We start from the raw sequence: 23,630 nt of genomic DNA, 5'->3' as shown, positions 1-23,630 counted from the left end.
TGACTGCCACGACGATCTGTGGCTTCCTGAATTCCTTACCTCAATCTGGCTATCGTGCCGATGGGTGACGGGTTACCTGTCAGGCTGGATGCATGCACGCACGCCCGGCGATCGCCGCCATCCCAATGGCCACGACATGAGTGAGGGCGGGCCCAACTGCCCGCCCTCACCACACTTCGACACAGACCCTAGCCGTATAGCTCGGCGAAAGTACCTCGGGCGGTGAGCATCCCGAACTTGACCAAGGAGCTCCATCGAAATCTCAGTGGTTGACAGAGTTTTCGTCATGGACGTAACGTCTTAGAGGGCCTTTTCGGCCGCCGTGGGGAGGACGTCGTGCTGGATGCACAGAATCACCAAGGCAAGTTCGGACAAGACTACATTCGTGCTCTGGCGTCCGCTGCCGGCCTACTTGTGTTCGAGTACGACCTGGATCGCGTGGGAATTGATCTCGGGTTCAGATTTCCCGGCCAGCCTGGCGGACTCGCCTCGCCAGCCATAGAAGTCCAGGTGAAGACCTCTTCGAAGCCGAACATGATCGGCGGCGAATGGCATTACGACAGTCTCACCGAACAGCAGTTCAACTGGCTCGCCGGCCCTGACTACACCGTGCCTCGCTACCTGTTCCTGCTACCGGTGCCGAGCGACCGCAAGGAGTACGCGCGGTTCGAACCCGGCGGGATGATGTTGCAGCACCTGGCCTACTACCTATCGCTCGAAACCGAGCCGCAGATTGCCGATCCCCGCCCGACCCGGCGGCGCAAGGTCCGGGTGCCCCTCGGCAATGTCCTGACTGTTCGGTCGCTGCTGCGCCTGTTCGAACCCAACCCGATCGGTGTCGCGTGAGCTATCCACTGTCACAAGGTGATCCGATGGTGAACGGACAGCTGTTCGTCGCCGACATCTCGAGCTATCTGGAGCACACAGGCTGGCGACGACGATCCGAATCATGGCGTGGCGCCGCGATGTGGACGCATCAGAATACTTACAACGTGCTCGTGCCCGCGCGAGACGGCATGGGCGACAGCAAGCTTCGCGTATCGGAGCTCCTCGACCTGTTGGCCACTATCGAACAGCGCCCCGCGGAGGAGGTCGCCCGGGATATCAACTCTCCACACGTCGACCAGCATTGGTACCGAACGTTCACGACCGGCCTGCCGAGCGGATTCACCACGCTGCGGGCAGGCCTGAATGCGTTGCGCGGCGTGATGGCAGTGTTCAGTGCGGCCGCTCGTTCGGTGGTCGAGGGCCCCCATTTCACGTTTTCCGGCGAGGCCCCGGAGACGGTCGGCGCACTCGTCGACCGCGTCGAACTCGCTCCGACCCGGGCAGGTAGCTACATTTTCCCTGTCCGTGTGCCCTTGGTCGACGATCCCGAGCTGGCCAGAAAGGTCTCTACGCAACTGCTGGACGCGACAATTGCGGTCCGGGACGCAGCGCTGTCCGGCAGTCCCGCGGCGTTCGACGGCACGGTCTCTGCGGGAGTGTCGGCGGAATTATGCGAAGGCATGCTCGGTCTGGCAGGTGCCAAAGGTGGCGAGCCCTTCGAAATCGGTTTCCGTTGGGCCCGAGGGCTGCCGACCGACCTGCCGTCGACGACTGTGGTGTTTCCCGAAGGCAGTGCCGAAATCATCAGCGCCGCAGCCGATCGACTGCGCCGCCACGGTCCCTCTGGTGAGGTCACCGTGACGGGCATAGTCGAAAGTCTTCACGACCAGCCGGCTCATGCGGACCGCTGGCGTATTCGGGTCCGCGGCGAGGTTTCCGGTGCTAAGGGCAACCGGCGCGTGCTATGGGTCCGACTGATGGGGCAGGACTCCTATCATGCCGCGATCACTGCACACAGAGAGCGGCATCGCATCCGCGCTCGCGGCGTGCTCTCGGAAACAGGCGCGCGTGCGGAACTGATAACAGACGACTTCGAAGTACTGGACCGGTAAAGGAGCAGAAATGCCCGACGAGAAACTGAGCGTCAGGCAGCGGGCCGTGATGCTCATACTGATGGCAGAGGGGGGCGGGCTGTCCAACACCGAGATGGACGAACGACACGGGCTCCGCTTGGATGGCACGCCCCGTATCCGGCTCAATGACCTGGGACTGGTATCAAGCGTCCGAACGAATGGCCGCGCGCCCTACACCCACGAACTGACCGACCGCGGATGGCACTGGTGTACAGACGAGTTGCAGGCAGGCCGTCCACGAACATCGCGCGAGGAATCTCTCGGCAAGGCTCTGTACGCCGTACTCGCCAGCATCGGCCATTATCTGGATCACGTCGAGAAGGGCCTCGCGGACGTCTTCTCCATCGGGCCAGCCTCCGTTGAACCCGACTCTGCGATCTCGCTCGAGAATCATATCCGCGCGGCCTACCGGACCCTGGTCCAGCGGCCCGGCGACTATGTCAACCTCACCGACTTGCGTCGCAAGCTCAACGGATTCCCGCGTGCCGAGGTGGACGAGGCACTACACCGGTTGAATCAGGTTGGCGGCGTAACCTTGGCGCCCCAGGAGGACCAGAAGGTTCTGACCGCCAAGGATCGTGCGGGGGCCCTGCGTATCGGCATACAGGATGTTCATCTGCTGGCGATCGAGTCCTGATGAGCGTGACCGAAGATGAGTTGCGTGCGCTCGCGGCGGTGCGTTTCAACTGGGCGCTGACACCGGATGATGTATGGAGCGATACGCCGTTCCATGTCGACGGCATGCATGTCGAGGTCGATCGCGAAGTGTCCGGCGGTCTGCGGGATGCCGTAGCGAGTGAGCGGCCGAGTCCCATCGGCCTGGTGCTGAAGGGCCAACGCGGTGCGGGCAAGACCCACCTGCTCGGTTGGGTTCGTCGCAAAGCGCAGCAGGAGAGCGGCTATTTCTTCCTGGTAGACCTGGAGCAGGCCGGCGACTTCTGGACTGGGGTTCTGCTTTCTGTCAGGCGAGACCTGTTGCGACCCAACGCGGTCGGCGAGAGCCAACTAACCGTGCTGTTGCAGCGACTGGCGCAAAAAGCGGGAATGTCGCCGGAGCAGAGTGCCGCAATTACGGGCGCAGCCAGGCCTTCCAAGAAGGATCTCGACCTGTTCGTCGCCGCCGTGCGCAAGATCGACCCGCTGGTGGCGCAGGAATGCAAGGAGGCCTTACGAGCGCTGGTTCTCTACGGGGCCGACGATGATGGCCTCAGCACGCTCGGCGGTGACTACCTCGGCTCGCTGAACGAGCTCTCCCCCGGCGAGCGTCGTGGCTGGGGCCTGCGGCCGAAACCGGTGTCGCCGCAACGCATTGTCCGCAGCGTGTCCTGGCTGCTGGCTTTGACCGGTCCCACGGTGATCGCGATCGACCAGCTCGACGCCATCGCCGACCAGTCGGGTCGTCACGCCGACCCCGATCCGACCCGGCTCTCCCTGACCGATGCCGCCTTGGGACTGATGACATTGCGAGAGAGCACACGCCGCACGATGACTCTCATCGCCTGCATCACGCCGACCTGGGGATTGATACGCGATACCGTGTTCGCCACCGTTGCCGACAGGTTTCGTGAGGTCGGCACGCTAGGCCGGATCGCGGACCCTGCAATCGCCCGGACGATGACGGCGAAGCGACTGGCCGTCCCCTATGCCGAGGCCGGGTTCCATCCGCCATACCCGACCTGGCCGATTGCTGAGCGCGCCTTCGACGGTATCGCGAACCAATTCACCCCCAGAGCACTGCTGCAACGAGTCGACGCGCACATACATCACTGCGTGGTCACTGGCCGGGTATCCGAACTGGAGCGTCTGGATGCCGAACGGGAACAGCTCGACGGAACCATGGCAGCGCAAGACCTTTCACCGATCGATCGCGAATTCGCCGAGTTGAAAGAGCATTCCGACGTCCGCTCCACGCTGGACCCGGCGCACGAGGACCGGATCATGCCGAAGTTGCTGGCAGCAGCGCTTACCGCGTGGAAGATCGAGCAGGAGGACAGCGGCGCGGAGTGGACAGTCGACCCCTCTCCCGGCACCAAATCTCCGGCACTCCACGCACGGCTTCGGCGCACGCTGGATGAAGAAACCGAAGCCCAAGAGAATTGGGCCTTCCGGGCGATCGCTCATCCGAATCCCCGTGCGGCACAGACCAAACTGCGCAACGCCCGACTCGAATCCGGACTGCGCCCGGGCGGCACCCAGCACTTGGTAATCCTGCGGAACTCGAAATGGCCGGGAGGTAAGACGACTGGCGAGCAGGTGGCGGCGCTCAAAGAGGCCGGCGGCCTCGATCTTCCGGTGACCGACGACGACCTCCGAACGTTCAGCGCACTCGAGACACTGTTGCGGCACAAGCCATCCGGACTGGAGGCTTGGCTGATCACCCGCCAACCGGCGACCAAGACCGAGTTGCTGGACGGGATCCTCGGCTCCATGGCGCGGGAGCCGAGCGTGGCACTGGATGAGCCGACGGAACCGGAAGATCCGGAGGAAGCCGATCCGTCCTGTGTCGGAGTAGGCGAAACTCTGTCCGGCGAAATACCGATGCAGATCGCGCTCGAGACGTTTCCACGGCATATCACGATCATCGGCGCATCGGGATCCGGCAAGACCGTGCTGGTCCGTCGGCTGATCGAGGAGTGCGCTCTGCGCGGGGTATCGGCGATCGTGCTCGACCCGAACAACGATTTGGCTCGGCTCGGCGATGCCTGGTCGGAGTTGCCCAAGGGGTGGCGATCCGGCGATGCTCGGCTTGCCGATCGGTATCTTGCGGACACTGAGGTCCTCGTGTGGACGCCGGGGTGGCAGGGCGGGCGGCCGTTGTGCTTCCAGCCTCTGCCGGATTTCGCCAGCGTCCGCGGCGACGAAGATGCCCTCCTCGGTGCCGTAGATGTCAGTCTGGGTCTGCTGGCCGCGCGGGCGAAAATAACCGGGAAGACCAAGAAGGCATCATGGAGTCTCGCGGTCCTGCGGGAAGCGCTGACACACTACGCACGCGGCGGCAATCGGAGGCTGGACGGATTCATCAGGCTCTTGGCCGATCTCCCGGACGGCGTGAGCACGATCGACCACGCCCCAGCACTGGCGGCCGAGCTGGCAACATCCCTTCAAGCGGCACGGATCATCGATCCGCTGTTCGGCGACACGGACGAGCCAGTGGACCTGGGCACGCTGTTGACCCCGGCACACGGCAAAAAGGCGCGGGTCTCGGTGATCAGCTTCGTGGGACTACCGACGGAGGAGCAGCGACAAGGGTTCGTCAATCAGCTTCAGGGGGAGCTGTTCACGTGGATCAAGAACAATCCTGCGAACGACCGCAAGCCACTGAGCGCTCTCTTCGTCATGGATGAGGCGCAGACCCTTGCTCCAGCGGGCCCATCCACACCTAGCACCCAAAGTACGGTGAGACTTGCAGGACAAGCGCGGAAGTACGGCCTCGGCCTGATCTTCGCGACCCAGGCACCGAAGGGGCTGAACAATCAGATCCCGGGCAACTCGGCGACACTATTCATCGGCAAGCTGATCGCGCCCGTTCAGGTGGGCGCGGCGCGAGAAATCGCACAGGCGCTGGGCGGAACGCTCGATCATGTCGGTGCACTGCAGGTCGGACAGTTTTACGCCAGCACCGAAAGCTCTCCCTTCGAGCGAATACGCACACCCAACTGTCTCAGCCATCACCCCAAAAACCCGCTGACCCCTCGAGAAGTAATCCAACAGGCAAAGAACGGCACAGCACCGGACGAGTAGCCGGCACCGGCACGAGGCTCGTCGAGATGACATGATGACCTGCAGAATCTACAAAGCCCGCACGCTGCAGCCGGAGACTGATGGGATCTCGACCACGTCCTAACCGCCACCCACGACCAGTGAACGTGCAGTCACGGGCCGGGGCCGCTCGCCGCCCGGTTTGTGCACCAACCCAACTACTGGTGCGCGCATCGACGGTGGTGCTGTGGCTTCTGATCACTGATCAGATGGAGAGCGGTATTGGACAACGCGCACCTATTTCCGCAGGTCGACAAGTTTGTATGAGGGTAATGATCGGTGAGCCCTTAGCGAACTACGCCCGTGTAGTTCGTGCGGTTCGCCGGATTACGTCGTCGTCACCGGATGGTCTGGGTATTTCGCAGCGCAACGTGGTGGTGTCGACGGTCGGACTTGCTCCGGCGATTCGAAGGCTGGCCGATGAGGGTTTGTCGGTGACTTTGGCTGTGTCGCTGCATACTCCGGATGATGAGTTGCGGGACACGTTGGTGCCGGTGAACAATCGGTGGTCGGTAGCTGAGGTTCTTGATGCGGCAAGGTATTACGCGGATAAGTCGGGTCGTCGGGTGTCGGTCGAGTATGCACTGATCCGCGATATCAACGACCATCCCTGGCGTGCGGACATGCTGGGTTCCAAGCTGCACAAGGCCTTGGGCTCTCGGGTACACGTGAACTTGATCCCGCTGAATCCGACGCCGGGTAGTAAGTGGGATGCGTCCCCGAAACCTGTTGAGCGAGAGTTCGTTCGGCGCGTCAACGCCCAGGGAGTGCCGTGCACCGTCCGCGACACCCGCGGTCAGGAGATCGCTGCGGCGTGCGGCCAGCTCGCTGCTGAAGGGTAGCGCTCCGGCGCGCCGCTGAATCGGGTGACCTGCGGCTCGGCGGTTGCGCTCGCGGTAACTCTTCTCGGCGTGGCGATATACCTACCGCGCAGCGTCTGGCCGTGGTAGCGTCGTGATGTTGCTAGCCTCGGACGCCGAATGGGACACCACGCCGATTCGGACGGTGGCGATGTGACGAAAAATGCCACTGATCGAGTCGGGCTCGCGCCGCTGTGCTTCTTAAGGGTGCAGACGTCTTGTTCGGCCACTCGAGAAGGTTGATAGCGAACCGTGATTATGCAATTCGTCGCGTACCGGACTCCGTCTAAGGCCCATGTCTATGCTCTGGACCGCGGAAACGAATTCTGGGCGCGAGCCGACTCTTTGGACCTCGTGACTACTGTCGGCCGTGACCAGCTGGCCTTGGTGGATGTCCTGATCACCGATCTGAACATGTACCTTGCAGACCCGGAGCGCAAGGACCCGGCGGACATCGGTAAGCATCAATTGCCGGAGACCCTGGGCCAGCTTCCTAGCGCAGTTGCCGAATCAATCGAGCGGTACATTCAACACCATTGCAGTGAATCTCGGCTCGGTCGGTATGGCGACCAAGGTCCGATCTTCACCGTTGACTGGTTTCCGGAGAGCCTCGATACCCTGCCGAAGGGGTGGAACGGTGTCGATGAACTGTTCGGATTGATAACCGGCCACGACGACCTCGCGGTCCGGTGGGAAATTGTCGAAGGTGATGACGGACTCCTCCAGTGGGAACCGGAAGCGCGAACCGAAAGGCCTCATGTCCGCTATGACGATCCTCATCCTGGGGGCTGGGCGCCACCGTTTGGGTTGCGGCCGACTGTCGTGTGGACCAGTTGGGTGATCGGGGAACTTCGTGGCGAAGACTTCGTTAGTCGGCCTCTGCGTGAAGGCCTGCGAATTGCGGTTGATGCATTTGACGCCGGCAAGATGGCGCGCATTTATCCCGTATGGACGAACGTGTGGTGGGACAAGCCTCGTTCCTATGGCGGTGTCGGATCGGCTTCAGTCGAATGGATCATCGAGGTATTCGACGTCCTGTTGGCTACCCGTGACGGTGATCGCGGGGAGTCCTCGGTAGCGGACGTCGATGAGGCTCGCGTGGACCCAATGACAGCGCCCGTAGATCCTTTCGAGGACGAGTTGTCTGAGCGCCGTCATCAGCGGGTCGTTCAACGGTTGAACGCCAAGCCAATATCCGGTCCGGCGACCTATGCGCATCTGGTCGACTGCCTGCAAGTCGACATGCGAAACTCCTTGGATCCTGCCAACCGCGGATTTGGCGGAGAGCTACTTCTGGCTCCCGCGTTGACTGAGGCCATCGTGGGCCAACACGGTCTCGTGGACTTGCGTAGGGCCGCTCGGCAGGCCGCGCGAAATCTGGGTTGGCGGCCTAAGACCCATCTCGCGAGAGGGCGCTTCCTTGTTTACGACTCCCGGGAGATTCCTGAGGACGTACGTGAACTCATGGATCGTCGCAGTGCCGAGATCCTTCAGACGGCCTTCACCGGGAATCCGCACCCTGGCAGCGGAGGAGGGCTGATACCCGCCGCCTACCGCATGGGTGTTTCCGTCCGGGCGGCGCTCGAAGCGTATCTGAACGGCGAGTGAGTGCCGGCGATGGCGCGGCGCCGCGATATGTGGGCAACCGGGTCTAAGGTGCCCGGGTGGCACTTCGCCATCGCCATGTTGGCTGATGACGTTCCGCACTGTCGGTGACCTGTGCTGTCTCCAATGATCAAATAGCGCCAGGGAGCCCGAAGAGCAACCGGTCGAGTCCCGGTATCTCGATCGTGTCGTGCAACTGTCGGTATCGACGGCGGATGTCGGTAGCGTTGGCACTGTCCGCTAACGGATCTGGTCGCATGGTGTTTGGAAGCTGTTGCTCGACCAACGTCAATCGCGTACGGCAGAGCGCCAGGATATTCTCCTCGTCGACGGTCGGAATGTCATCGTCGTCGGTGGAATCGAGCACCGTTTGCGTCGAGCGATTGAGAAGATGATAGGCTTGCCAGCCTTCCCGTCCCGGTGGCGCTACACCCAACGTTTCGGTGATCCGACCAGCGAGAGTGACTTCCGGTTCCTCCGCTGCCGCTCGCGCATACGCGCTAGCGGCGATCAACCTCAAGAGTGCGATCCGTTGCCACGGTTCAACAGAGTCTCGGTTCCGTGCGCTCCAGACATCCACAGCCGCAATGAATTCAGCAAGCGGAACTAAATCCCGGAATCCGGGACCGCCACACACGGAGCACAGTAGCCGCTTATTCTCAACGAGGATTGCCCAGAGTGGAATATGATCTGCATGTTCCAGTGAGCGCGAATTCACGCTGCGGCACCCGACCGAATGAATTAGCTGGCCTCCGGTGTCTGCGACACCGACCCGCAACCATCCGAAAGTTTCAGCCAGCACGCGGTCCTCGTCGTCGAGCCATTCCGGCATCCGGGGTACCCAGGGCAAGCGTAGCTCGTCGCCGGTGGCGGCAAAATGATCACGCACGGTTGCAACGAATGTTAGTTCGGGCTCGCCGATCAACGATCGCTGAGGGTAGTCATGTCGGTTTCGCCCGCGCCGGGACATGTTCGAGATCCTCGAGTCTTCGAGTATGTCTGCGGTACGGCGGAACACGGCTGCAACGCTATCGGCTGCGCAGTCCTCGGGAGGGCTCAGTGCGGCGATGATGTCTCGGGCAATCGTGACGGGGAATTGCGAGATAAGAGGTTCAATTTTCTCGCGTTTCACACGCTGTCCTAGGCCCCGGTGCTGGATATACGCTTGCACGAGTGCTGCTAGGGTTTCCGGCTCCTCGTCTGAAAGATACTCACGGGTTTCATCATACTTCGTTGGTAGCACTCGGTGAGGATCCGGCGAAACACGGTCGACACGCCGCTGCTCGTAGTCTTGCCGCCATGTGCTGACCCGGGCCTCGCGCTCGACCTCTTCCGCGGCTTCGGCGGCGGCTCGTTCCTCCCACTGATCCCACGGACAGGAGACTGCTCGCGTAGCGAGTTGGAGACGTTCGTTCCGGCGTGGGCGCTTTTGCCATGAGTGCTTGGGTTTCGGTCCAGGATCGACGACGACAACCGTGACCTGTCCGCCTCCGTCGATCGTGACAACCTCTACCTGAGCGGCGGCGGGCGGGCCGTCGTGCGGGTTGAATGTTGGGTACGCATACAGTCCGCCCACGGTAAAGTCTGCTTGCCGCATGCCCATAGCATGCTCTGGAAGTCACTGTCGTGTCGAGAGTTTGGTGCGATGCGACCGGCCGGCAGCCGCTGATCAGTGACCGGTTGTCAGCTCGGTAGACATCGCCGATGTCGGAGCTGTCAACGTCAACGGCTGTGCGGGCCCGAGTCGCCATGCTGTTGAATTCGGGGACTCCATCAGCCGACTGCTTGCGCGGCTACTATCCATGCTTCGCGAACAGTGCGAAGTGCTTCGGTGGCGGTGACCTGAAGTCTGGTTTGACCAGCAAGTTGGGCGTGCCATTGGGCTTCGGTTGGGGCGGTAGCGAATTGCCATGGTTGTGGGGATTTGTTGGTTGGCCCGTGGCGACGAAAGAGAGCAGCGGCTTCATGGTTGACGGCGTCGCGACCGGCCAGGGCCCATAGGTCCCAGAGGTCGCGCGGTGTGGCGCGGTCGCACCATGCCACCGTTTTGCTGGCGACAAAGGCGGCGCGGGTCGGGACTATCAGTGTGGCGGGTGGGGTGTCGAGGTAGCGCTGGAGCAGCGGGCGCACCTCGGTAGGCCATCTGGTCCTGCCGGTCGGGGAAAGGAGCTGGATTTTGACGCTGACGGTGCCGTCTGCGGTGACGAGGCGTGCTGGTTCGGTGTCGCTGACCTCGGTGAGGCTGGTATCCCATTCCATTCGACCCAAGCGACGTTGGACGGCACGGGGGAGCGAGCGCGTGAGTTGAGCTGCCAAGGGAGCCCGAGGTGTCGATGCGATGAGGTCGATGTCTTCGCTGAGTCTGCCGTCGGGCAGGTGGGTGCGGGCAAGTGCAGTGCCCGCCGAAGAACACGATCGATTCGGAGTAGCTGCTGCTGAGGTGGGCGAGCAGTAACGAGATCAGGTAGTCGCGTTCGACCTGGGCGTCTGCGACACCGAACTGTTTGGCTGTGGCAGTGCGTTCGTCGGTGCCGAGCGTCATGGGCTCTCCGTGATGGCGGTTGCGCGGTCGAGTGCGGCCCGTAGGCGCTGGTGAGTGGCGAGTTCGGCCAGTCGGCCAGGGTCGCATCGGCGGTAGAGGGTCCGGATGGCAGTGGGTACCTCGGTGTCTGCGTCGCCGAGTTCGGGGCGGTGGGCTAGGTCGAGGACGGTTTGTTCGGGGGTGGTGACGAGAGTGGGGCCGAGCGTAGTGCCGATGAGCTCGGCGTCGAGGCGGTCAGTGTCGCGGGTAACGAAGCGGACTATGGCAGCGCGATCGATGAGTTGCAGGGGGGCGCGTTGTTTGGGGACGGCGACGACGGCGACTGCGAGAGCGCGGGGGATAGCGCCGTGGACGCGGGCGGCGCTGGCTCCCATGAGGATGGCGTGGTCAGGGTCGAATGCAGCGGTGGCGATGCCGGCGGCGACGGCCTCGAGCTCGGGCTGCCAGGACTGGTCGACGCGGTCCTGGGGCACGACGATGTAGTAGCCGTAGGCGGGGCGGTGCAGTAGACCGCGAGCCGTGAGTTTGGCCAGTTGCTGGCGAGGGTGGCGATAGATATCAGCGGCGTCGCTGGGAGTGAGGGTGCGCAGCGGCAGGCGCGCCAGCTCGGGTCGGATGCCGGCTTGCCGAGATGCGTGTCCTACTGAATTCCTCTCGATCACTATTGGAAGTGTAACCCACTGGGTTACATATCGCATGGTGAGTATGGAATCGTACCATCGTCCGAGGTTTGTAAGAGGGTCATGATGGATGAGCCTTTGGCCAATTTTGGTCGAGTTCTCAAGGCAGTCAAGCGAATAACGTCTCCTTCGCCAGATGGATTCGGAATTTCGCAACGAGCGGTGACCGTTTCGACGGTGGGTCTTGCTCCGGCGATTCGCAAGTTGGCCGACGAGAACCTGTCCGTGAGGCTGGCTGTGTCGCTGCATACTCCGGACGACGAGCTGCGAGACACATTGGTGCCGGTGAACAACCGTTGGTCGGTGGCCGAAGTTCTCGATGCAGCAAGGTATTACGCAGACAAGTCGGGACGCCGGGTGTCGATCGAGTACGCGCTCATCCGCGACGTCAACGACCAGGGCTGGCGCGCCGACCTTCTCGGTAAGAAGTTGCACAAAGCGTTGGGTCCGTTGGTGCATGTGAACGTGATCCCGTTGAACCCGACCCCGGGAAGCAAATGGGACGCCAGCCCCAAGCCGCAGCAGGACGATTTCGTCCGCCGCGTCCAGACCCAAGGTGTCACCTGCACCGTCCGCGATACCAGGGGCCGTGAAATCGCCGCTGCCTGCGGCCAACTCGCTGCGGAAAGCTGACGCGGGGCCACGCCCTCGGCACCTTGGGGTTGGGAGGAGTAGCATCGCCGCAGTGTCGGCTCACCGCCCGGCTTGGGCTGAAATGTAGCGGACGTCGTATCTACTTGCGCTGGATTCTCGTAGGGGCAACTTTGGCTGAGCTTGACCGGTCCGTGTTTGAGAACGTCCGTGAACGCGACCGCTTCGCAACTGATTTCGACGCAGCCTATCCAGTCGGATGGAGCTGGACAGTCCTTGAGGATCGAGTGGTGGCACCGACCATTGCCCTCGGCTATCCAGCCGATCTCGACCGAGGAATCATGGGGTTGGCCTCTGCGGACTCGGACTGGTCGATCCATACAGTCGGCTCAGCTCGCTGGTTTCCTACGTTCACGTTTTGCGAGGAGGTCGACGAGGCGAACGCTATCGAGCGGATCGACGCTGCCGCGCCGGGGACGATTCCGGCGGGAGCACTCGTTGAAGCAATTCTCGCTGAGTTACGGCTCGTGGCCCTGCCCGACGACGGCGACGACTTGCCCGACGACGTGAGCCAGGATGAGGACGAACAGATAGGAAGCGGTTGGGCGAGGTGTGCACGTTTCGGCTCAGTGAGCGTGGCTTTCCATCCGGAATGGGATAAGTCTCTTCTCTCCCAGCTTGTCGCTCATCCTGTTGCCTCGTTCGCCCTCCCCGAAGGCTATGGACAGATGCACGCCGACGGGCATGGATCCTCTGTAGTTGCAGTGCCGTTTTGGGTGGATAGTCCAAATCTATACGCCTTGTTACACGAGCTTGGCATCTGGGACCCGTCGGTGCTTGACCGCGATGAGGAAGACTAGACCGCTCGCGAACTCGACAACCAGTGGGAGAATTGGACTGAACAGAACAGGATCTGAAGCTTGAGTAAGAAGAAGAGGAAGAAGTCCAGCAACAGGAAGAGAGACAAAAAGGGCTTTGACCTGTTTATGGCAGCAGTGGAAGACGCCATCGAGGCCACCGTGAAACCTGCGCTCGGTGACATGGCCTTGGGTGATGTGGACGCCGCCGCCATAAAGTCGCTGCGGGACGACATTCTGGCAGACGGTTACTCGGACCTATTTGCAGACCTGGTGCGTCTGATGCTGTGCGACATGCTCGATCTAGCCGAGGTTCGCAACGTCGTCACTAACAATGCGGCAGCAGAACTGTCGCCATCTGTCGGAGGCTTCGCAAACTTCTTTCAGAGGCTGGAGTCTGGAAATGAAACGATCGAACCGGAGTCATTCCGCGATCTGATCGTCCACATTCTCCGATATTATGTCCTTCCGATTCGTGCGGACGCCACACCCGATATGACTCTCACAGACGCATGGGTGGAAGTTGAGCGCATTGCGGGCGATACCTCCGATCTATACGTAGATTTTGTGAAGGTCGTGTTCACCGAGGCTGCTGTGGCTGGGCATCGGGACGGATATGACCCAGCCCAGCTCTTTGACGTTGCCGGCGGTATGGACGATCCCTACCAGAACTTGGTCACCGTCCTGGAGCAGCTACGTGAGTCCGATGAGGGGATGGAGAAGTTTGAAGAGCTGGCTTCCAGCGCTGATGACGATGTGAGCAGCGCCGTTCTAATCGCGATGTTGACCAACGAGGTCCTCAAGCAGTTCGATCTACAGACCATGCCGTCGCACAAGCGGTTACACCGGGAGGTGGTTGAGTTCGTGGCCGGTCTACGCTGGAACAATGTAGATCTCGACGCGAACGAGTTCGCCATCCCGGAGGACTTGGCCGTTCGGCTAGAAGCCGAGCGTGATCGAATGTGGGGGCCACAGGGCTAATCTCACGCCTGGCAGTCCCGACCTCGGGCCTACCTGGTGGTGTGTTGACGGTACACACCGCCATGTGTAGGGTCTACACATGACGACCGCAGAAGCGCGAGACAAGCTCTCCCCGCGGCACGTGACCCTAATTGGAGATCGCGAGGACCTGCGCGCGGCCCTGCCGGGCATCGACCCTGACGACAGCCGTATGCACGCCTATCAGTACCATACGCCTGGAATGTACTATCAGGTCTCCGAGATTGCGAAGGACTCCCGACTCATCGAAGAATGTCTCGGTGTCGACGTTGAAGAAGAGTTCGGCGGGCTCACCGAGAGGGAATGGAACGACCGGACTCGCATTTTCTACCGCGTTGACGGCAAGAACGAGGCCGTTCAGGATGTACGACGCATGTTCCTTACTCGATCTATCGAAAATGGTGCGGTCCCATACCTTTCCGGCTTTCGGCATCGAATCGTCGCGATAATCTCTGAGATCAGCGGTAGCATGAAGGAAACCAAAGTAATGCGCACTGACGATAGCGGCGACATAGAGTGCATCCACGGCTACAACTCCATGGATGCATTGACCCAGTACGCCACGTGGGTTCACGCGCTAGCTCTTGAGTTCGGTAGCGGAGACGAGCATTCATTCGGCCCGATCTCGCGTGAGTGTACCGACGCGGGAATCGATCCCGGAATTGTCCAGGCATTCTTGGTTCGAGAGGCGTCTGACGTGCTGCTTGCCAATGCGCGCCACCAGCTGAAAATGCGGCTGGGCGGCTGGAAAATGCGTAGCGGGGAGAATGCCAACATGTCAGAATTGGCCCGATCGCTGCATGCCGACCGCCCCAACCTGTTGAAGCTCGTTCGTGAGTCGGAGAAGTACATGGAGAAAGAATTGGACCGAATGAAAGAGAAATATCCTGATTTGTTCTAGGGCGTGTCTCCACATCCTCATGACCTCCTCCTCCTTGTCGGCTCGACAATCCGATCCGCAGAGCCATCCACCGCGGATGTGGAGACACGCCCAAGTCGCGCCCTGTGGTGCGGCGAACCGTTGAGGGTCTCGCGGCCTACCGATTGCCTTGTCTATCGGCTTCGCGGAGGGGCAGGAGGTGGCGAGAAGCTCCCTTCGCCAATCTGCAAATCGCTTACGCATGGCGTCGACGTCTTCTGACGGAACACCGTATTCGGCGAATGTGTCATCGGTGATTTGGGTGAGCGCTCCGAGCGCGTCGGCGAACATCCTCGGGTCGAAGCCGTCGTCGACGCTCCTCGCGAGCTCGAGCAGTCGGTCGTGGCCGTATCGGCCGCTGGCAAGCGCAGCCTCGATGTCGAGGGAATCCCTCGAGAGCGCACGGCCGAAGGGTACGCACATCTTGTTCGCCACGGCGTCGTCAGGGTGGAGCACCGGACCGATTTCGAGGAGTATCGAAGGACGCGCGCAGTCGGCCGACATCTCCAACTTGTCCGGACCGCCGTCAGCGGATGACACCAATAGGCGTGCGAAGGTCTCACCGCTCATGGCGGCCGTGAAGTCGTAGCCATGCCGCTGCAACTCGGCGACGACGGCGTTGACTGCCCTTGGGAAGTCCGCCCGTCGGTGAAGCGATCTACGTCGCAATTGGGGGCGGTTGCCCATGCCGTGGGCTCGCAGCGCGTAGCCGCCGGCGAGAGCGAATCCCTGGTCGCCGACGACAGCCAGCGCGATTTCGGCGAGTCTTCGGTGGCGCGGTTCCATCCGGACCTACGCCGATGTGAGTCGGCTGAGTTTGGCGAGTTCGGCGAAGCGATTCTCCCAGGTCTGTCTGGTCTGGGGTGGAAGCTACATGGTCGACCAGGGACGTCTGAGCACCGAGCCGTCGAGATAGGTGTGGAGGTCGTCCGGCGTGGCCGCTTCGTTGATGACCGTGCGGCAAAGGTCGACGATCCTTCCGGGCCGGTTCAGGTCGTAGTCGGCGTGGCCTGACCAATCGAGATGATTCGGGAGATGGACGACACGGCTAGTAGGGCCGGTGAGGAGATGCAGGTCCTCTGGCATTACGACGGGCTTGCCGTATCTGCGCTGGTCACGCGCATCGTCCGTCATCACTCCTCCTGCGTCAGCGCTCTGCCCAGGCTACCGCCGAACGTCAGGATACGGCGATATCCGCTGGTCGCGGCGTTTGTAAAACGGGGTGCATGGGGCATGGGGGCCACTTGCAAACATGAAGCGGGTTTGGCTGCGGTGCAACGGATTACGTCGCCGTGGCCGGATGGGTTTGGGATTTCGCAGCGGAATGTGGTGGTGTCGACGGTGGGTTTGGCTCCTGCGATTCGGAAGTTGGCCGATGAGGGTCTGTCGGCGACTTTGGCTGTGTCGCTGCATACTCCGGACGACGAGCTGCGAGATACTTTGGTATCGGTGAACAATCGCTGGTCGGTCGCCGAAGTACTCGACGCGGCAAGGTATTACGCGGATACGACGGGCCGCCGTGTACCGGTCGAGTACGCCCTGATCCGCGACATCAACGACCACCCGTGGCGCGCGGACATGCTGGGTTCGAAGCTGCACAAGGCTCTCGGCTCCCGTGTCCACGTCAACCTGATCCCCCTGAACCCGACCCCGGGTTCGAAGTGGGATGCGTCCCCGAAACCTGTTGAGCGGGAGTTTGTTCGGCGGGTGGAGGTGCAGGGTGTGCCGTGTACGGTGCGGGATACGCGGGACCAGGAGATCGCGGCTGCGTGCGGGCAGCTCGCTGCGGAGGGGTAGGTGTTCGGCTGGTGTCGGTCGGCGTGCGCTGTGGTGCGGCCGGGTGGTCACTACTTCGGTGGTGACTGCTGGCCGAAGCTCGCTCGGGTCCGGGGTTGGAAAGCGCGATATGCGGCATGAGCGGACGTTCAGCCGGTCTCGCCAGGGCGAGTTCCCGGATCGAACTTGATAGTTGAAAGAGGGGCCTGAGTCTGTCGACAACTGGAGGCGCTCGAACCGCGGCTCTACTTCCAGTGCAGCCACTCGGGCACGGGTTGATCGATTAGAACAGTCTGCGTCCGTTTCGGTATTTCCTCCAGCGCAGCGGTCAGGGCTCTACCGTCGGTCAAACGGATCTCGAGATCAAAGTGCGATGCGGATGGGTAATGCTGGGACGCCCAGTCGCGAAGATGTCCACTGTTGAGCTCGATCTCGCGATCCGCGTCCGGTGTGCGGGTTACGACGATTACGGGGATGAACCCATCCACAGAAGCGACGTTGAACACCGGCCTGTGGTGGTGACCAGTCCCCGATGACGGGACTACCCGGGTAATCGAGTCCGGGTTGTTTCGTCCGGATTCAGTTGATGCTGCAGGCCACGGGGGTGGTGGGTGTGGCTGCAGCGGCCAGAGTGCTCGGTTGGGGTCAGATAGCCCAGCGCCGAATGCCGATGCCGCCGATTGTGCTCGTCCTTGAAATCGCCAGTCACCACCTGGGCCTCGAGCAGGCTCGTCCAGTGATTACGGTTCAAGCATTCGGTGCGCAGCCGCCGGTTGATAGACTCGACGAATCCGTTGTTCCACGGCGTACCCGGCGGAATGTCGACGATCCCTATCTGGTCAGCGCAAAACTGTTGCAGCGCATGGGAAATCATCTCCGGTCCGTTGTCCATACGCAGCACTCGTGGCGGCCCGCCGGCCACGGAGAACACCTTCTCCAGCTTGGCAACAAGTTTTCGGCGGTGATCGACCGCTCCACCAGGTGCAGCAGCGATTCGCGGGTGTGTTCGTCGATCATCGGTGCGATCTTTACCGCCCGCCCGTCGACAGTGGCCTCGAACTGGAAGTCCAATGCCCACAACACCTTCGGCGCATCTGCTTCGATCGGCGGCATCGACGAGACACCGACCCGCCTACGCGGGTGGTGCTCGCGCACCTGTAGATACTCCTCGCGCCAGAGCCGGTGCACCCTCTTCAGGTTCACCTCACACCCCTCGTCGAACCGCAGTGCCGTCCAGGCGCGCCCGGAACCCGTGGTTCGGGTGTTTCGTCGCGTAGGAACGCGGGTCGGCATCCGGATCGGCCGGAGTCTGCGCCGTCGGTAGCCAGCGATACGTGGCACGATGCGGCCCAACTACCTTGCACGCGAACCGTTCCGACAAGCCCTTCGCCTGTTTGAGCATGTCCATGGCCCGCCGCATGGTAGCCGGGCTCAGAATTTTCGCTTCGAGATCTCCCGCAACGCGTCTTCTCGAGCTCGGCGTCGGCGAGCAACCGCTTCAATCGAGCGTTCTGCTCACGCAAGCTCCTTCAACTCCTTCGCCGCGTCGGTGTCCATCCCGCCGCACTGGCGTCGCCAGTTGTACAGCGTGGCCGCCGACCCCTCCAGCTCGGTGGCGGTCTCCTCACCCGAGCGGCCCGCCGCGGCCAGCTCGTCGGCACGGCGCAGCTTCCGCACGATCTCCTCCGTGGAATGCCGATTGCGTCCTGCCATGTCCCCCAGTGTCCCTTCCAACCCTTCATCGGGGCCAACAGGACTCTAATACCGAGCGGTCTTATTCGGTGAGGACGGGCCAGATCCAGGCTGAGCAGGCGACGCGCAAGCGGCATCTGGCAGCACGGCGATAGGGCCGCGATTCAATCCGGGATTCGGCGGGTATGACGACCCGCGAGGCATCGCCTGAGCGGACTGTTCGGCGGGCTAACATCCACGCGGACACATCGCCCGGAGGGCAGGATGCTTATCGATACCCTAAACGGCGGCAGCCTGCACGTCAGTTGCAAGAGATGGGACGACCGTGTCGATCGCCGCGCCTTTGACCGGTGACGGCTTATGGCGGATATGGAGTAGGCAGAGCAGGCTCCGCGCTACGTATTCAGGGTTGGAGTTAGCCCTGCCTCCTTGACACTGTCGATGATTTCGCGGCGCCACATCTCCAATTCGGTGTCGATCGGCGGGTCTCCATCTGGATACGTCACCCTAAGAGACCAGGGTGCATCGTCATTGCGCCAGAGCGTTAGCGAAGTTGCGCGAGCACCCTCCCCTTGTAGATATCGGTGCCCAAATTTGTAGTCCCAGTCATCGGCCAATCGGCCGTCGGGTTTAAGGTTGAGCGCACCGCGCAAGTGGTCCAATCTCGCTTGATCAAGTGATTCTGCAATCGTGATTTCGAATGCGCATTTCTTAGTCACCATGTGCTCTATCGTCCTTCTTTAGTGGCCTGTATTGCATCATCCAGTCTGTGTCGCGGTGATGGGCGGAGATCTCAGGCGGTGGCTTATAGGGTGGGCCGGATGATAGGAATAGAGCCGGAACCACCTCTCGGCCCCGATTATCAGATTCCGTATCTGCCCATGAAGCTACTGTTCCAAAAGTTTCTTCGAAGCACGTTTTGTTGACGAATCCGTACTTGCTGTGAAAGAACTCGCCGCTGATTCCTCCCTCATTCCATCGTTCTCGGCACCTGTCAACCATCACATCTGATGATATTTGAACATCATAGTCGCTTGGTTCGGGGTCAAGACCAAGGTGATAGTGCGAGTCGAAGGGCCGCCGTTGTGGCCGGTCGGTATCGTCGCCGAACCACTCCTGGAGCACCTGTTGAGCATAAGGACTCTTCTTCACGTCGTCTTCGGGAGCAAATGTCTTGTGCTCACCAGAGAAGAAGTGCGCCGATGAGCCCTGCAGCCGCGCATCGACATCCTTGGGTTCGACCCCATCCTGTGCGACCGCATTGAAAAGGCCATCAGTGAACTCCGAGTACCCCTCCGGAGTCATCCCGAGAGGCGCCTTGCGGTCGTGCCACCACTGGACCTCCTGCGGAGTGCGACCGAGGAATTCGGCATCTCGCGGCTTCACATGGTATCCGCTGTCGTCGGTCGGCAGCAGCTCCTGGACGTCGTCCCAGGTCAAATGTCGGCTAATGTCGGTTCTTGCGGGGTCGAGTAGTTCCGCTTCGGCCTCCGAGTCTTCGCCGTGGTCCGGCTTCTTCGGTGTGAGGTTCTGCAGCGAGTCGGGGTCGTCTACAACTTCGGAACCGTGTGCCGTCTCGCTCGGATCAGGTCGATCGTCTGGGGTGGTTGAGCCTTCGGCGGAGGCCACCACGCGGCTCTCATCTGCCGCCCGTGTATCGGCTTGACCATTTGGAGCTGCGTCGCCTTGGGACTGCTCGGGCGACGGTTCCTGGTCGGAAGGTGCGTTATCGTCGGGCGAGTCGGCTGCGTCATCGGCATGGGTCAATCGTGAGCCGGCTTGGTCGGATTCACTGCGGTCTACGGGTTCGGCGATTGACCGCTGGTGGCCGTCGGGTTGGCGAGTGTCGTTCTCGATGTCGGCGCTCGGGTCGGTGTCGGGGGTTTCCCACGCTGTTGCCGTTTCTGTGGCTGGTTGCGTGGCCTCAGCGTCGTGCCCAGAGGCGTCCGATGCCGTTGGTTCGGAAGGGATCTCGGTTGGCCGAGATTGCGGGTCGTTGTTGTCGGTGCGATCGGCGGTTTGAGTTGTTTCGGCGGGGCGACCAGGGCGTGCTAGTAGATCGGCGTTGTCCCGTTCGTGCGGTTGCGGGGAGTCGCCCGTGTTCGGCTGAGACTCGTCTGACCGATCTGGCGTGGCATCGGTTGTGATGCCGCGGCGCTCACCCGCGTTTCTGCTGCTGTGGTCCGGGGCGTCGTCAATACGGCGATCGGAGGTGGTTTGTGTTGTGTCGGTTCGTGTTTCGGGGAAGTTCGATGTGGGGGGAGTAGGCCAACGGGCGGGACTCTCGCGGTTCTCATGGTGTTCGAGGCGGTCGGTGCGCTCGTCGCGCCCACCGTCCCGGTTGTAGCGTTGTTGGGTGGCTTCCGGCCGAGATGTTTGCTCGGGCGCGTCGGCCTTCGCATCGGCAGGCTGTTCTGCCCGTGCGTTACTCGTGTCGGCGCTCACGACTCGACAACCTCGAAGAGCGCCAGCGGCCACATCGTGGGCAGGGTCAGATGCATTGTTGCGGTGTCTAATTGCTTCTTGGGATCGAGCTCGGGGCTGAGCTGTGCTACGGCGGCCATGAGTGCTGTGGGTGTTGAGGCTGTGCCGGGGCCGTCGATGATCGCAGTATCGGAGGCCCAGAGGTCCCGGTGCGTGCGGAGTACCTCGAGTTGCTCGGCGGGCGTATTGCCCGGCAGGAACAAGCCTCGTTGGATCCATGCATCGGTGTCGGGATGCGGATGGTCGGTGGGAACCTCGGGGTCCGTGAGGGCGCGTCGGACGTCGGCCCAGCGGTAATCGGCGGCCTGCCACTGGGTGTCGCATCGGGTGCCGGACGTACACGCGGTGTTGTCGGCATCCGCGTGGCCGTCCATCTGCGTGAATGCGACGCGCATCAAATGCGCAGTGAGCGTTTCGGGCTGGTAGTAGCGTGCCAGTCCGCGATACCGGGAGTCGACGCCGGTAGTGATCCGGTGGCCGACGGCGGCGTTGAGCAGATGTCTCGCATCCGGATGGCCGGAAGGGGTCACGTCATCGATCCACGCTTGGGCGGGGCGCGGTATCGGACGGCCCATCAGGTGTCCGATGATTAGCAACTCGCACCAGATGATGACTCGGGGTTCGTCGGCCAGACGTTGTGCGCGGGCGAGATCACGCATGATCATCGGCGGGATCGTTGGCTGCCCGTGGGCGGGGGAGATGAGCCGGATATCGTGCCTGATTCCGGCCCGCGATTCTCGGTGTTCGAAGTACGGAATCTGCAGGCGCAGTGGCCGATCCATACCATCGGCGAAGGCTGCCGCGTGCCCGGGTGGCAGCGAAACGACGTGCCGGGACTGCTCATCGGTGAGGTTCATCGTCGTGCCCAGCGCCTCGCGGTCCTCACCGGCGGGCAGGCGGTGCACGATCTTCAACGCTGTGTTCTTGACGACGTCCGGAGTGATTTTCGCGGGAATCTGTTCAGCGACGACGAATCCTTCGCCGTAGGCACGGATTTCGGCCAGCAACGATGCAAACAGCTCCACCGCGTGTGCTGCCGGTGTTCCGGGTAGCGCCTTTTTGAGCAGGCGGTGCGCCTCCTCGATCACGGTGACATGGCACAATCTCGAGGGAATGCCGTCGTCGGACTGGTGGTGGCGTACCCGGAGGTGCTCGTAGAGGCGGACGAGAATGGCTCCGATGAAGAATGCCTTGTCGGTGTCATTGCCCAGGTCCTCGATCTCCAGAACGACATTGCGGGCCAATAGATCCGTCACATCCAGTGGGTACGCCGCCTGGAAGAAGCGACCAGGGGTGCCGAGCCGGAGCGAACTGAGGCGGACGTCGATGAACCCTCGTACGTTGTCGGTAATCTCCCTGCTGTAGCCGATCTTGTCGACGACGTCGAGGGCGGTTGCTTGCAGGTCTGCCAAGGATGGGTACTTGGGTGTCACTCCGTTGGCGAGCCGTGACTCGCTGACGACCAGATCCCAGCCGAGGTCGGTATAGCACTGGGTCAGAGCGTGCGCGAGTACCTGGGGAAACGGCTCATTGGGCTCGAATGACGCTTCGAACAGGGCCCGGACGAGGTCGATGTGCGTCTGGAGCGGGAATCCGGGCTCGGGTTCGAGGGGATTCAATCCGACTGGAACGGCGTTCGGGTCACCGGGGCGGATGACGGTGACCGACCCGCGGTCGGTGATGCGTCCGGCCATGGCCGCGTATTCGGATTTCGCGGGTTCGATCACCAGCCAGGGGACTGCGCGGTCAGCAAGTTCTTCGAGGATATGACGCACGGTCTGCGATTTGCCGGCGCCTGTGGCTCCTGCGACGAAGGTGTGGCGGTTAAGCGTGGCGGTTGAGGCGGTGAATTCATCGACCACACGGTCGAATCCGTCAAGCACACCGCCGATGTGCACCCCAGGCGCGCGTGCGGTGTCGGATCTCGTGGTCACGTCGAACTGCGGAGGTTCGAGTACCTCGATGCCCGGCAGCTCGGCGCGAGGTGGCCGAGCCAGTGCCGCCACCAACTCGCCGGCCGCCGTGAACGGGGATTCGAAGTCGCCGTAGACCCCATCTGCGGGTGCGACGTGGGTGTTCCACATTTCGGTTAGGGGGCCGATTCGGTCACCGGGTCGCAGCAGATAGGGCAGTTCATCGAGATCGCTAGCGCTGCACAGCAACGCGGCTGCGCGCTGCGTCGCGGGCTCGCTGACGCTGCCGACGAGAACATGGAGGCGCCACAGGCCGGCGGCCTTGGCGCGGGACAGCTCGTGAAAACGAGCCTCACCGCGAGCGAGGGCGATTCGATCGGGCTCGTGGTTGGGCCGGTTGCGCAGCCTCGGCAACTGCAACTCCAGTTCGAGCATCTCTTTGTCGATATTCTCGCGTGGTAGCGGCTCGGCAACCACCAACCACGCGAATGGACCGGGCAGGTGCTCGATGTAATCCTCGAAGCCACCTCGGCTGGGGACCGTCATCGTGTCACTTGTCATCGCCCACAGTGGATCCGATCGCCCCGTGCATCGGATCCAGCAAGGTAGCGAATTCCAGTCTGCAACAAGTGACTCGGTCTCGACACTCGTTCCGCGGCTGCCGGGTGGATAGAGCACGGAGACCGTGCCGTCGAACCGATCAGCTCGCAGCGGTCCGGCTTCCTCGGCCGAAGAAGCATTATGCGCCGGCGGAAAATACGGGTTGCCGCCCACCAGGATTCGGAGCTGCCGGTGCCCCCGTGGACGGTCCCATGCAACGGCGATGCCGGGGCTGGCGTATTCATCGGAACGCGAGATCTGCTGGCCTACGTAGGGCGTTGATAGTTCTGCGTAGGCGGCTGTGATCGCCGCGAACAGCTTGGCGCCGATCCTCTTGTCGACGGACTGGTCAACGGCAGGAGAGTCGAGGTTCGCCATGGGGCGAGGCGTCG

General features: G+C 62.1%; 16 protein-coding genes and 3 pseudogenes. 10 read left to right on the top strand and 9 right to left on the bottom strand.

Going from position 1 to position 23,630, the window contains the following annotated elements; genetic code table 11:
• Positions 1-336: 336 nt before the first annotated feature.
• From D892_RS0139020 to D892_RS47485, 6 genes are all read left to right on the top strand, one after another.
• A complete protein-coding gene (locus D892_RS0139020; RefSeq protein WP_024806447.1) occupies positions 337-846 on the top strand; it encodes a DUF4365 domain-containing protein in 510 nt (169 codons plus the stop codon).
• Between the two features lie 26 nt (positions 847-872).
• The gene (locus D892_RS0139015) at positions 873-1,940 is read left to right on the top strand and encodes a hypothetical protein (protein WP_036571530.1); all 1,068 of its coding nucleotides are present in this window, start codon (positions 873-875) and stop codon (positions 1,938-1,940) included.
• Between the two features lie 10 nt (positions 1,941-1,950).
• A complete protein-coding gene (locus D892_RS0139010; protein WP_024806445.1) occupies positions 1,951-2,598 on the top strand; it encodes a hypothetical protein in 648 nt (215 codons plus the stop codon).
• A complete protein-coding gene (locus D892_RS0139005; protein WP_051499399.1) occupies positions 2,598-5,702 on the top strand; it encodes an ATP-binding protein in 3,105 nt (1,034 codons plus the stop codon). Before D892_RS0139010 ends, D892_RS0139005 begins: the two co-directional genes overlap by 1 nt.
• A gap of 80 nt (positions 5,703-5,782) precedes the next feature.
• Complete coding sequence (locus tag D892_RS46155; RefSeq protein WP_369801800.1) at positions 5,783-6,562, top strand: radical SAM protein; 780 nt, start codon at positions 5,783-5,785, stop codon at positions 6,560-6,562.
• A 270-nt stretch (positions 6,563-6,832) separates the two neighbouring features.
• Positions 6,833-8,188, top strand: a complete 1,356-nt coding sequence (locus tag D892_RS47485; protein ID WP_156959902.1) for a hypothetical protein — start codon at positions 6,833-6,835, stop codon at positions 8,186-8,188.
• A 127-nt stretch (positions 8,189-8,315) separates the two neighbouring features.
• On the opposite strand, the gene D892_RS47480 is transcribed toward D892_RS47485, so the two are convergent.
• The 3 genes from D892_RS47480 to D892_RS0138980 all read right to left on the bottom strand — a co-directional run bounded on the left by D892_RS47480 (position 8,316) and on the right by D892_RS0138980 (position 11,389).
• Positions 8,316-9,782 (bottom strand): hypothetical protein, encoded by a 1,467-nt coding sequence (locus tag D892_RS47480; protein ID WP_156959901.1) that lies wholly within the window; start codon positions 9,780-9,782, stop codon positions 8,316-8,318.
• A 176-nt stretch (positions 9,783-9,958) separates the two neighbouring features.
• On the bottom strand, positions 9,959-10,525 hold the full coding sequence (locus D892_RS46150; protein ID WP_369801850.1) for a nucleotidyl transferase AbiEii/AbiGii toxin family protein: 567 nt from the start codon (positions 10,523-10,525) through the stop codon (positions 9,959-9,961).
• A gap of 198 nt (positions 10,526-10,723) precedes the next feature.
• Entirely contained in the window at positions 10,724-11,389 is a 666-nt protein-coding gene (locus D892_RS0138980) for a type IV toxin-antitoxin system AbiEi family antitoxin (protein WP_232236273.1), read from the bottom strand.
• Positions 11,390-11,473: 84 nt separating this feature from the next.
• Between D892_RS0138980 and D892_RS0138975 the strand changes: the two are divergent.
• The 3 genes and pseudogenes from D892_RS0138975 to D892_RS0138960 all read left to right on the top strand — a co-directional run.
• Positions 11,474-12,040: pseudogene (locus D892_RS0138975) on the top strand (radical SAM protein); the annotation flags it as partial.
• Positions 12,041-12,171: 131 nt separating this feature from the next.
• A complete protein-coding gene (locus tag D892_RS0138970) occupies positions 12,172-12,858 on the top strand; it encodes a hypothetical protein (protein ID WP_156959900.1) in 687 nt (228 codons plus the stop codon).
• Between the two features lie 60 nt (positions 12,859-12,918).
• Complete coding sequence (locus D892_RS0138960) at positions 12,919-13,836, top strand: hypothetical protein (protein WP_156959899.1); 918 nt, start codon at positions 12,919-12,921, stop codon at positions 13,834-13,836.
• 796 nt (positions 13,837-14,632) lie between these two features.
• On the opposite strand, the gene D892_RS43250 is transcribed toward D892_RS0138960, so the two are convergent.
• A complete protein-coding gene (locus tag D892_RS43250; RefSeq protein ID WP_024806436.1) occupies positions 14,633-15,559 on the bottom strand; it encodes a hypothetical protein in 927 nt (308 codons plus the stop codon).
• 84 nt (positions 15,560-15,643) lie between these two features.
• On the bottom strand, positions 15,644-15,907 hold the full coding sequence (locus tag D892_RS49070) for a hypothetical protein (RefSeq protein WP_232236272.1): 264 nt from the start codon (positions 15,905-15,907) through the stop codon (positions 15,644-15,646).
• A gap of 92 nt (positions 15,908-15,999) precedes the next feature.
• Between D892_RS49070 and D892_RS0138940 the strand changes: the two are divergent.
• A pseudogene (locus D892_RS0138940) lies at positions 16,000-16,570 on the top strand (23S rRNA (adenine(2503)-C(2))-methyltransferase RlmN); the annotation flags it as partial.
• Positions 16,571-17,162: 592 nt separating this feature from the next.
• On the opposite strand, the pseudogene D892_RS49065 reads toward D892_RS0138940, so the two are convergent.
• From D892_RS49065 to D892_RS43230, 4 genes and pseudogenes are all read right to left on the bottom strand, one after another.
• Positions 17,163-18,262, bottom strand: a pseudogene (locus tag D892_RS49065) (IS3 family transposase); the annotation flags it as partial.
• Between the two features lie 374 nt (positions 18,263-18,636).
• Positions 18,637-18,963, bottom strand: coding sequence for a hypothetical protein (locus D892_RS47460; RefSeq protein ID WP_156959895.1), 327 nt, complete (start codon positions 18,961-18,963; stop codon positions 18,637-18,639).
• On the bottom strand, positions 18,953-20,686 hold the full coding sequence (locus tag D892_RS47455) for a hypothetical protein (RefSeq protein ID WP_156959894.1): 1,734 nt from the start codon (positions 20,684-20,686) through the stop codon (positions 18,953-18,955). Before D892_RS47455 ends, D892_RS47460 begins: the two co-directional genes overlap by 11 nt.
• Positions 20,683-23,616 carry an ATP-binding protein gene (locus D892_RS43230; RefSeq protein ID WP_051499396.1) on the bottom strand — a complete coding sequence of 978 codons (2,934 nt, stop codon included), beginning with the start codon at positions 23,614-23,616 and terminating at the stop codon, positions 20,683-20,685. Before D892_RS43230 ends, D892_RS47455 begins: the two co-directional genes overlap by 4 nt.
• Positions 23,617-23,630 lie beyond the last annotated feature (14 nt).

It is taken from the genome of Nocardia sp. BMG51109 (assembly GCF_000526215.1).
GTDB lineage: Bacteria > Actinomycetota > Actinomycetes > Mycobacteriales > Mycobacteriaceae > Nocardia.
The sequence above is the reverse complement of the archived record's forward strand: the minus strand, read 5'-3'. Positions and strand labels throughout refer to the sequence as shown.

Coding starts and splice junctions, on each gene's coding strand:
- D892_RS0139005 (WP_051499399.1), top strand. CDS start 2,598: ATGAGCGTGACCGAAGATGAGTTGCGTGCGCTCGCGGCGGTGCGTTTC.
- D892_RS0139010 (WP_024806445.1), top strand. CDS start 1,951: ATGCCCGACGAGAAACTGAGCGTCAGGCAGCGGGCCGTGATGCTCATA.
- D892_RS46155 (WP_369801800.1), top strand. CDS start 5,783: ATGGGATCTCGACCACGTCCTAACCGCCACCCACGACCAGTGAACGTG.
- D892_RS43250 (WP_024806436.1), bottom strand. CDS start 15,559: ATGGAACCGCGCCACCGAAGACTCGCCGAAATCGCGCTGGCTGTCGTC.
- D892_RS49070 (WP_232236272.1), bottom strand. CDS start 15,907: ATGACGGACGATGCGCGTGACCAGCGCAGATACGGCAAGCCCGTCGTA.
- D892_RS47460 (WP_156959895.1), bottom strand. CDS start 18,963: ATGGTGACTAAGAAATGCGCATTCGAAATCACGATTGCAGAATCACTT.
- D892_RS43230 (WP_051499396.1), bottom strand. CDS start 23,616: ATGGCGAACCTCGACTCTCCTGCCGTTGACCAGTCCGTCGACAAGAGG.
- D892_RS47480 (WP_156959901.1), bottom strand. CDS start 9,782: ATGCGGCAAGCAGACTTTACCGTGGGCGGACTGTATGCGTACCCAACA.
- D892_RS0139015 (WP_036571530.1), top strand. CDS start 873: ATGGTGAACGGACAGCTGTTCGTCGCCGACATCTCGAGCTATCTGGAG.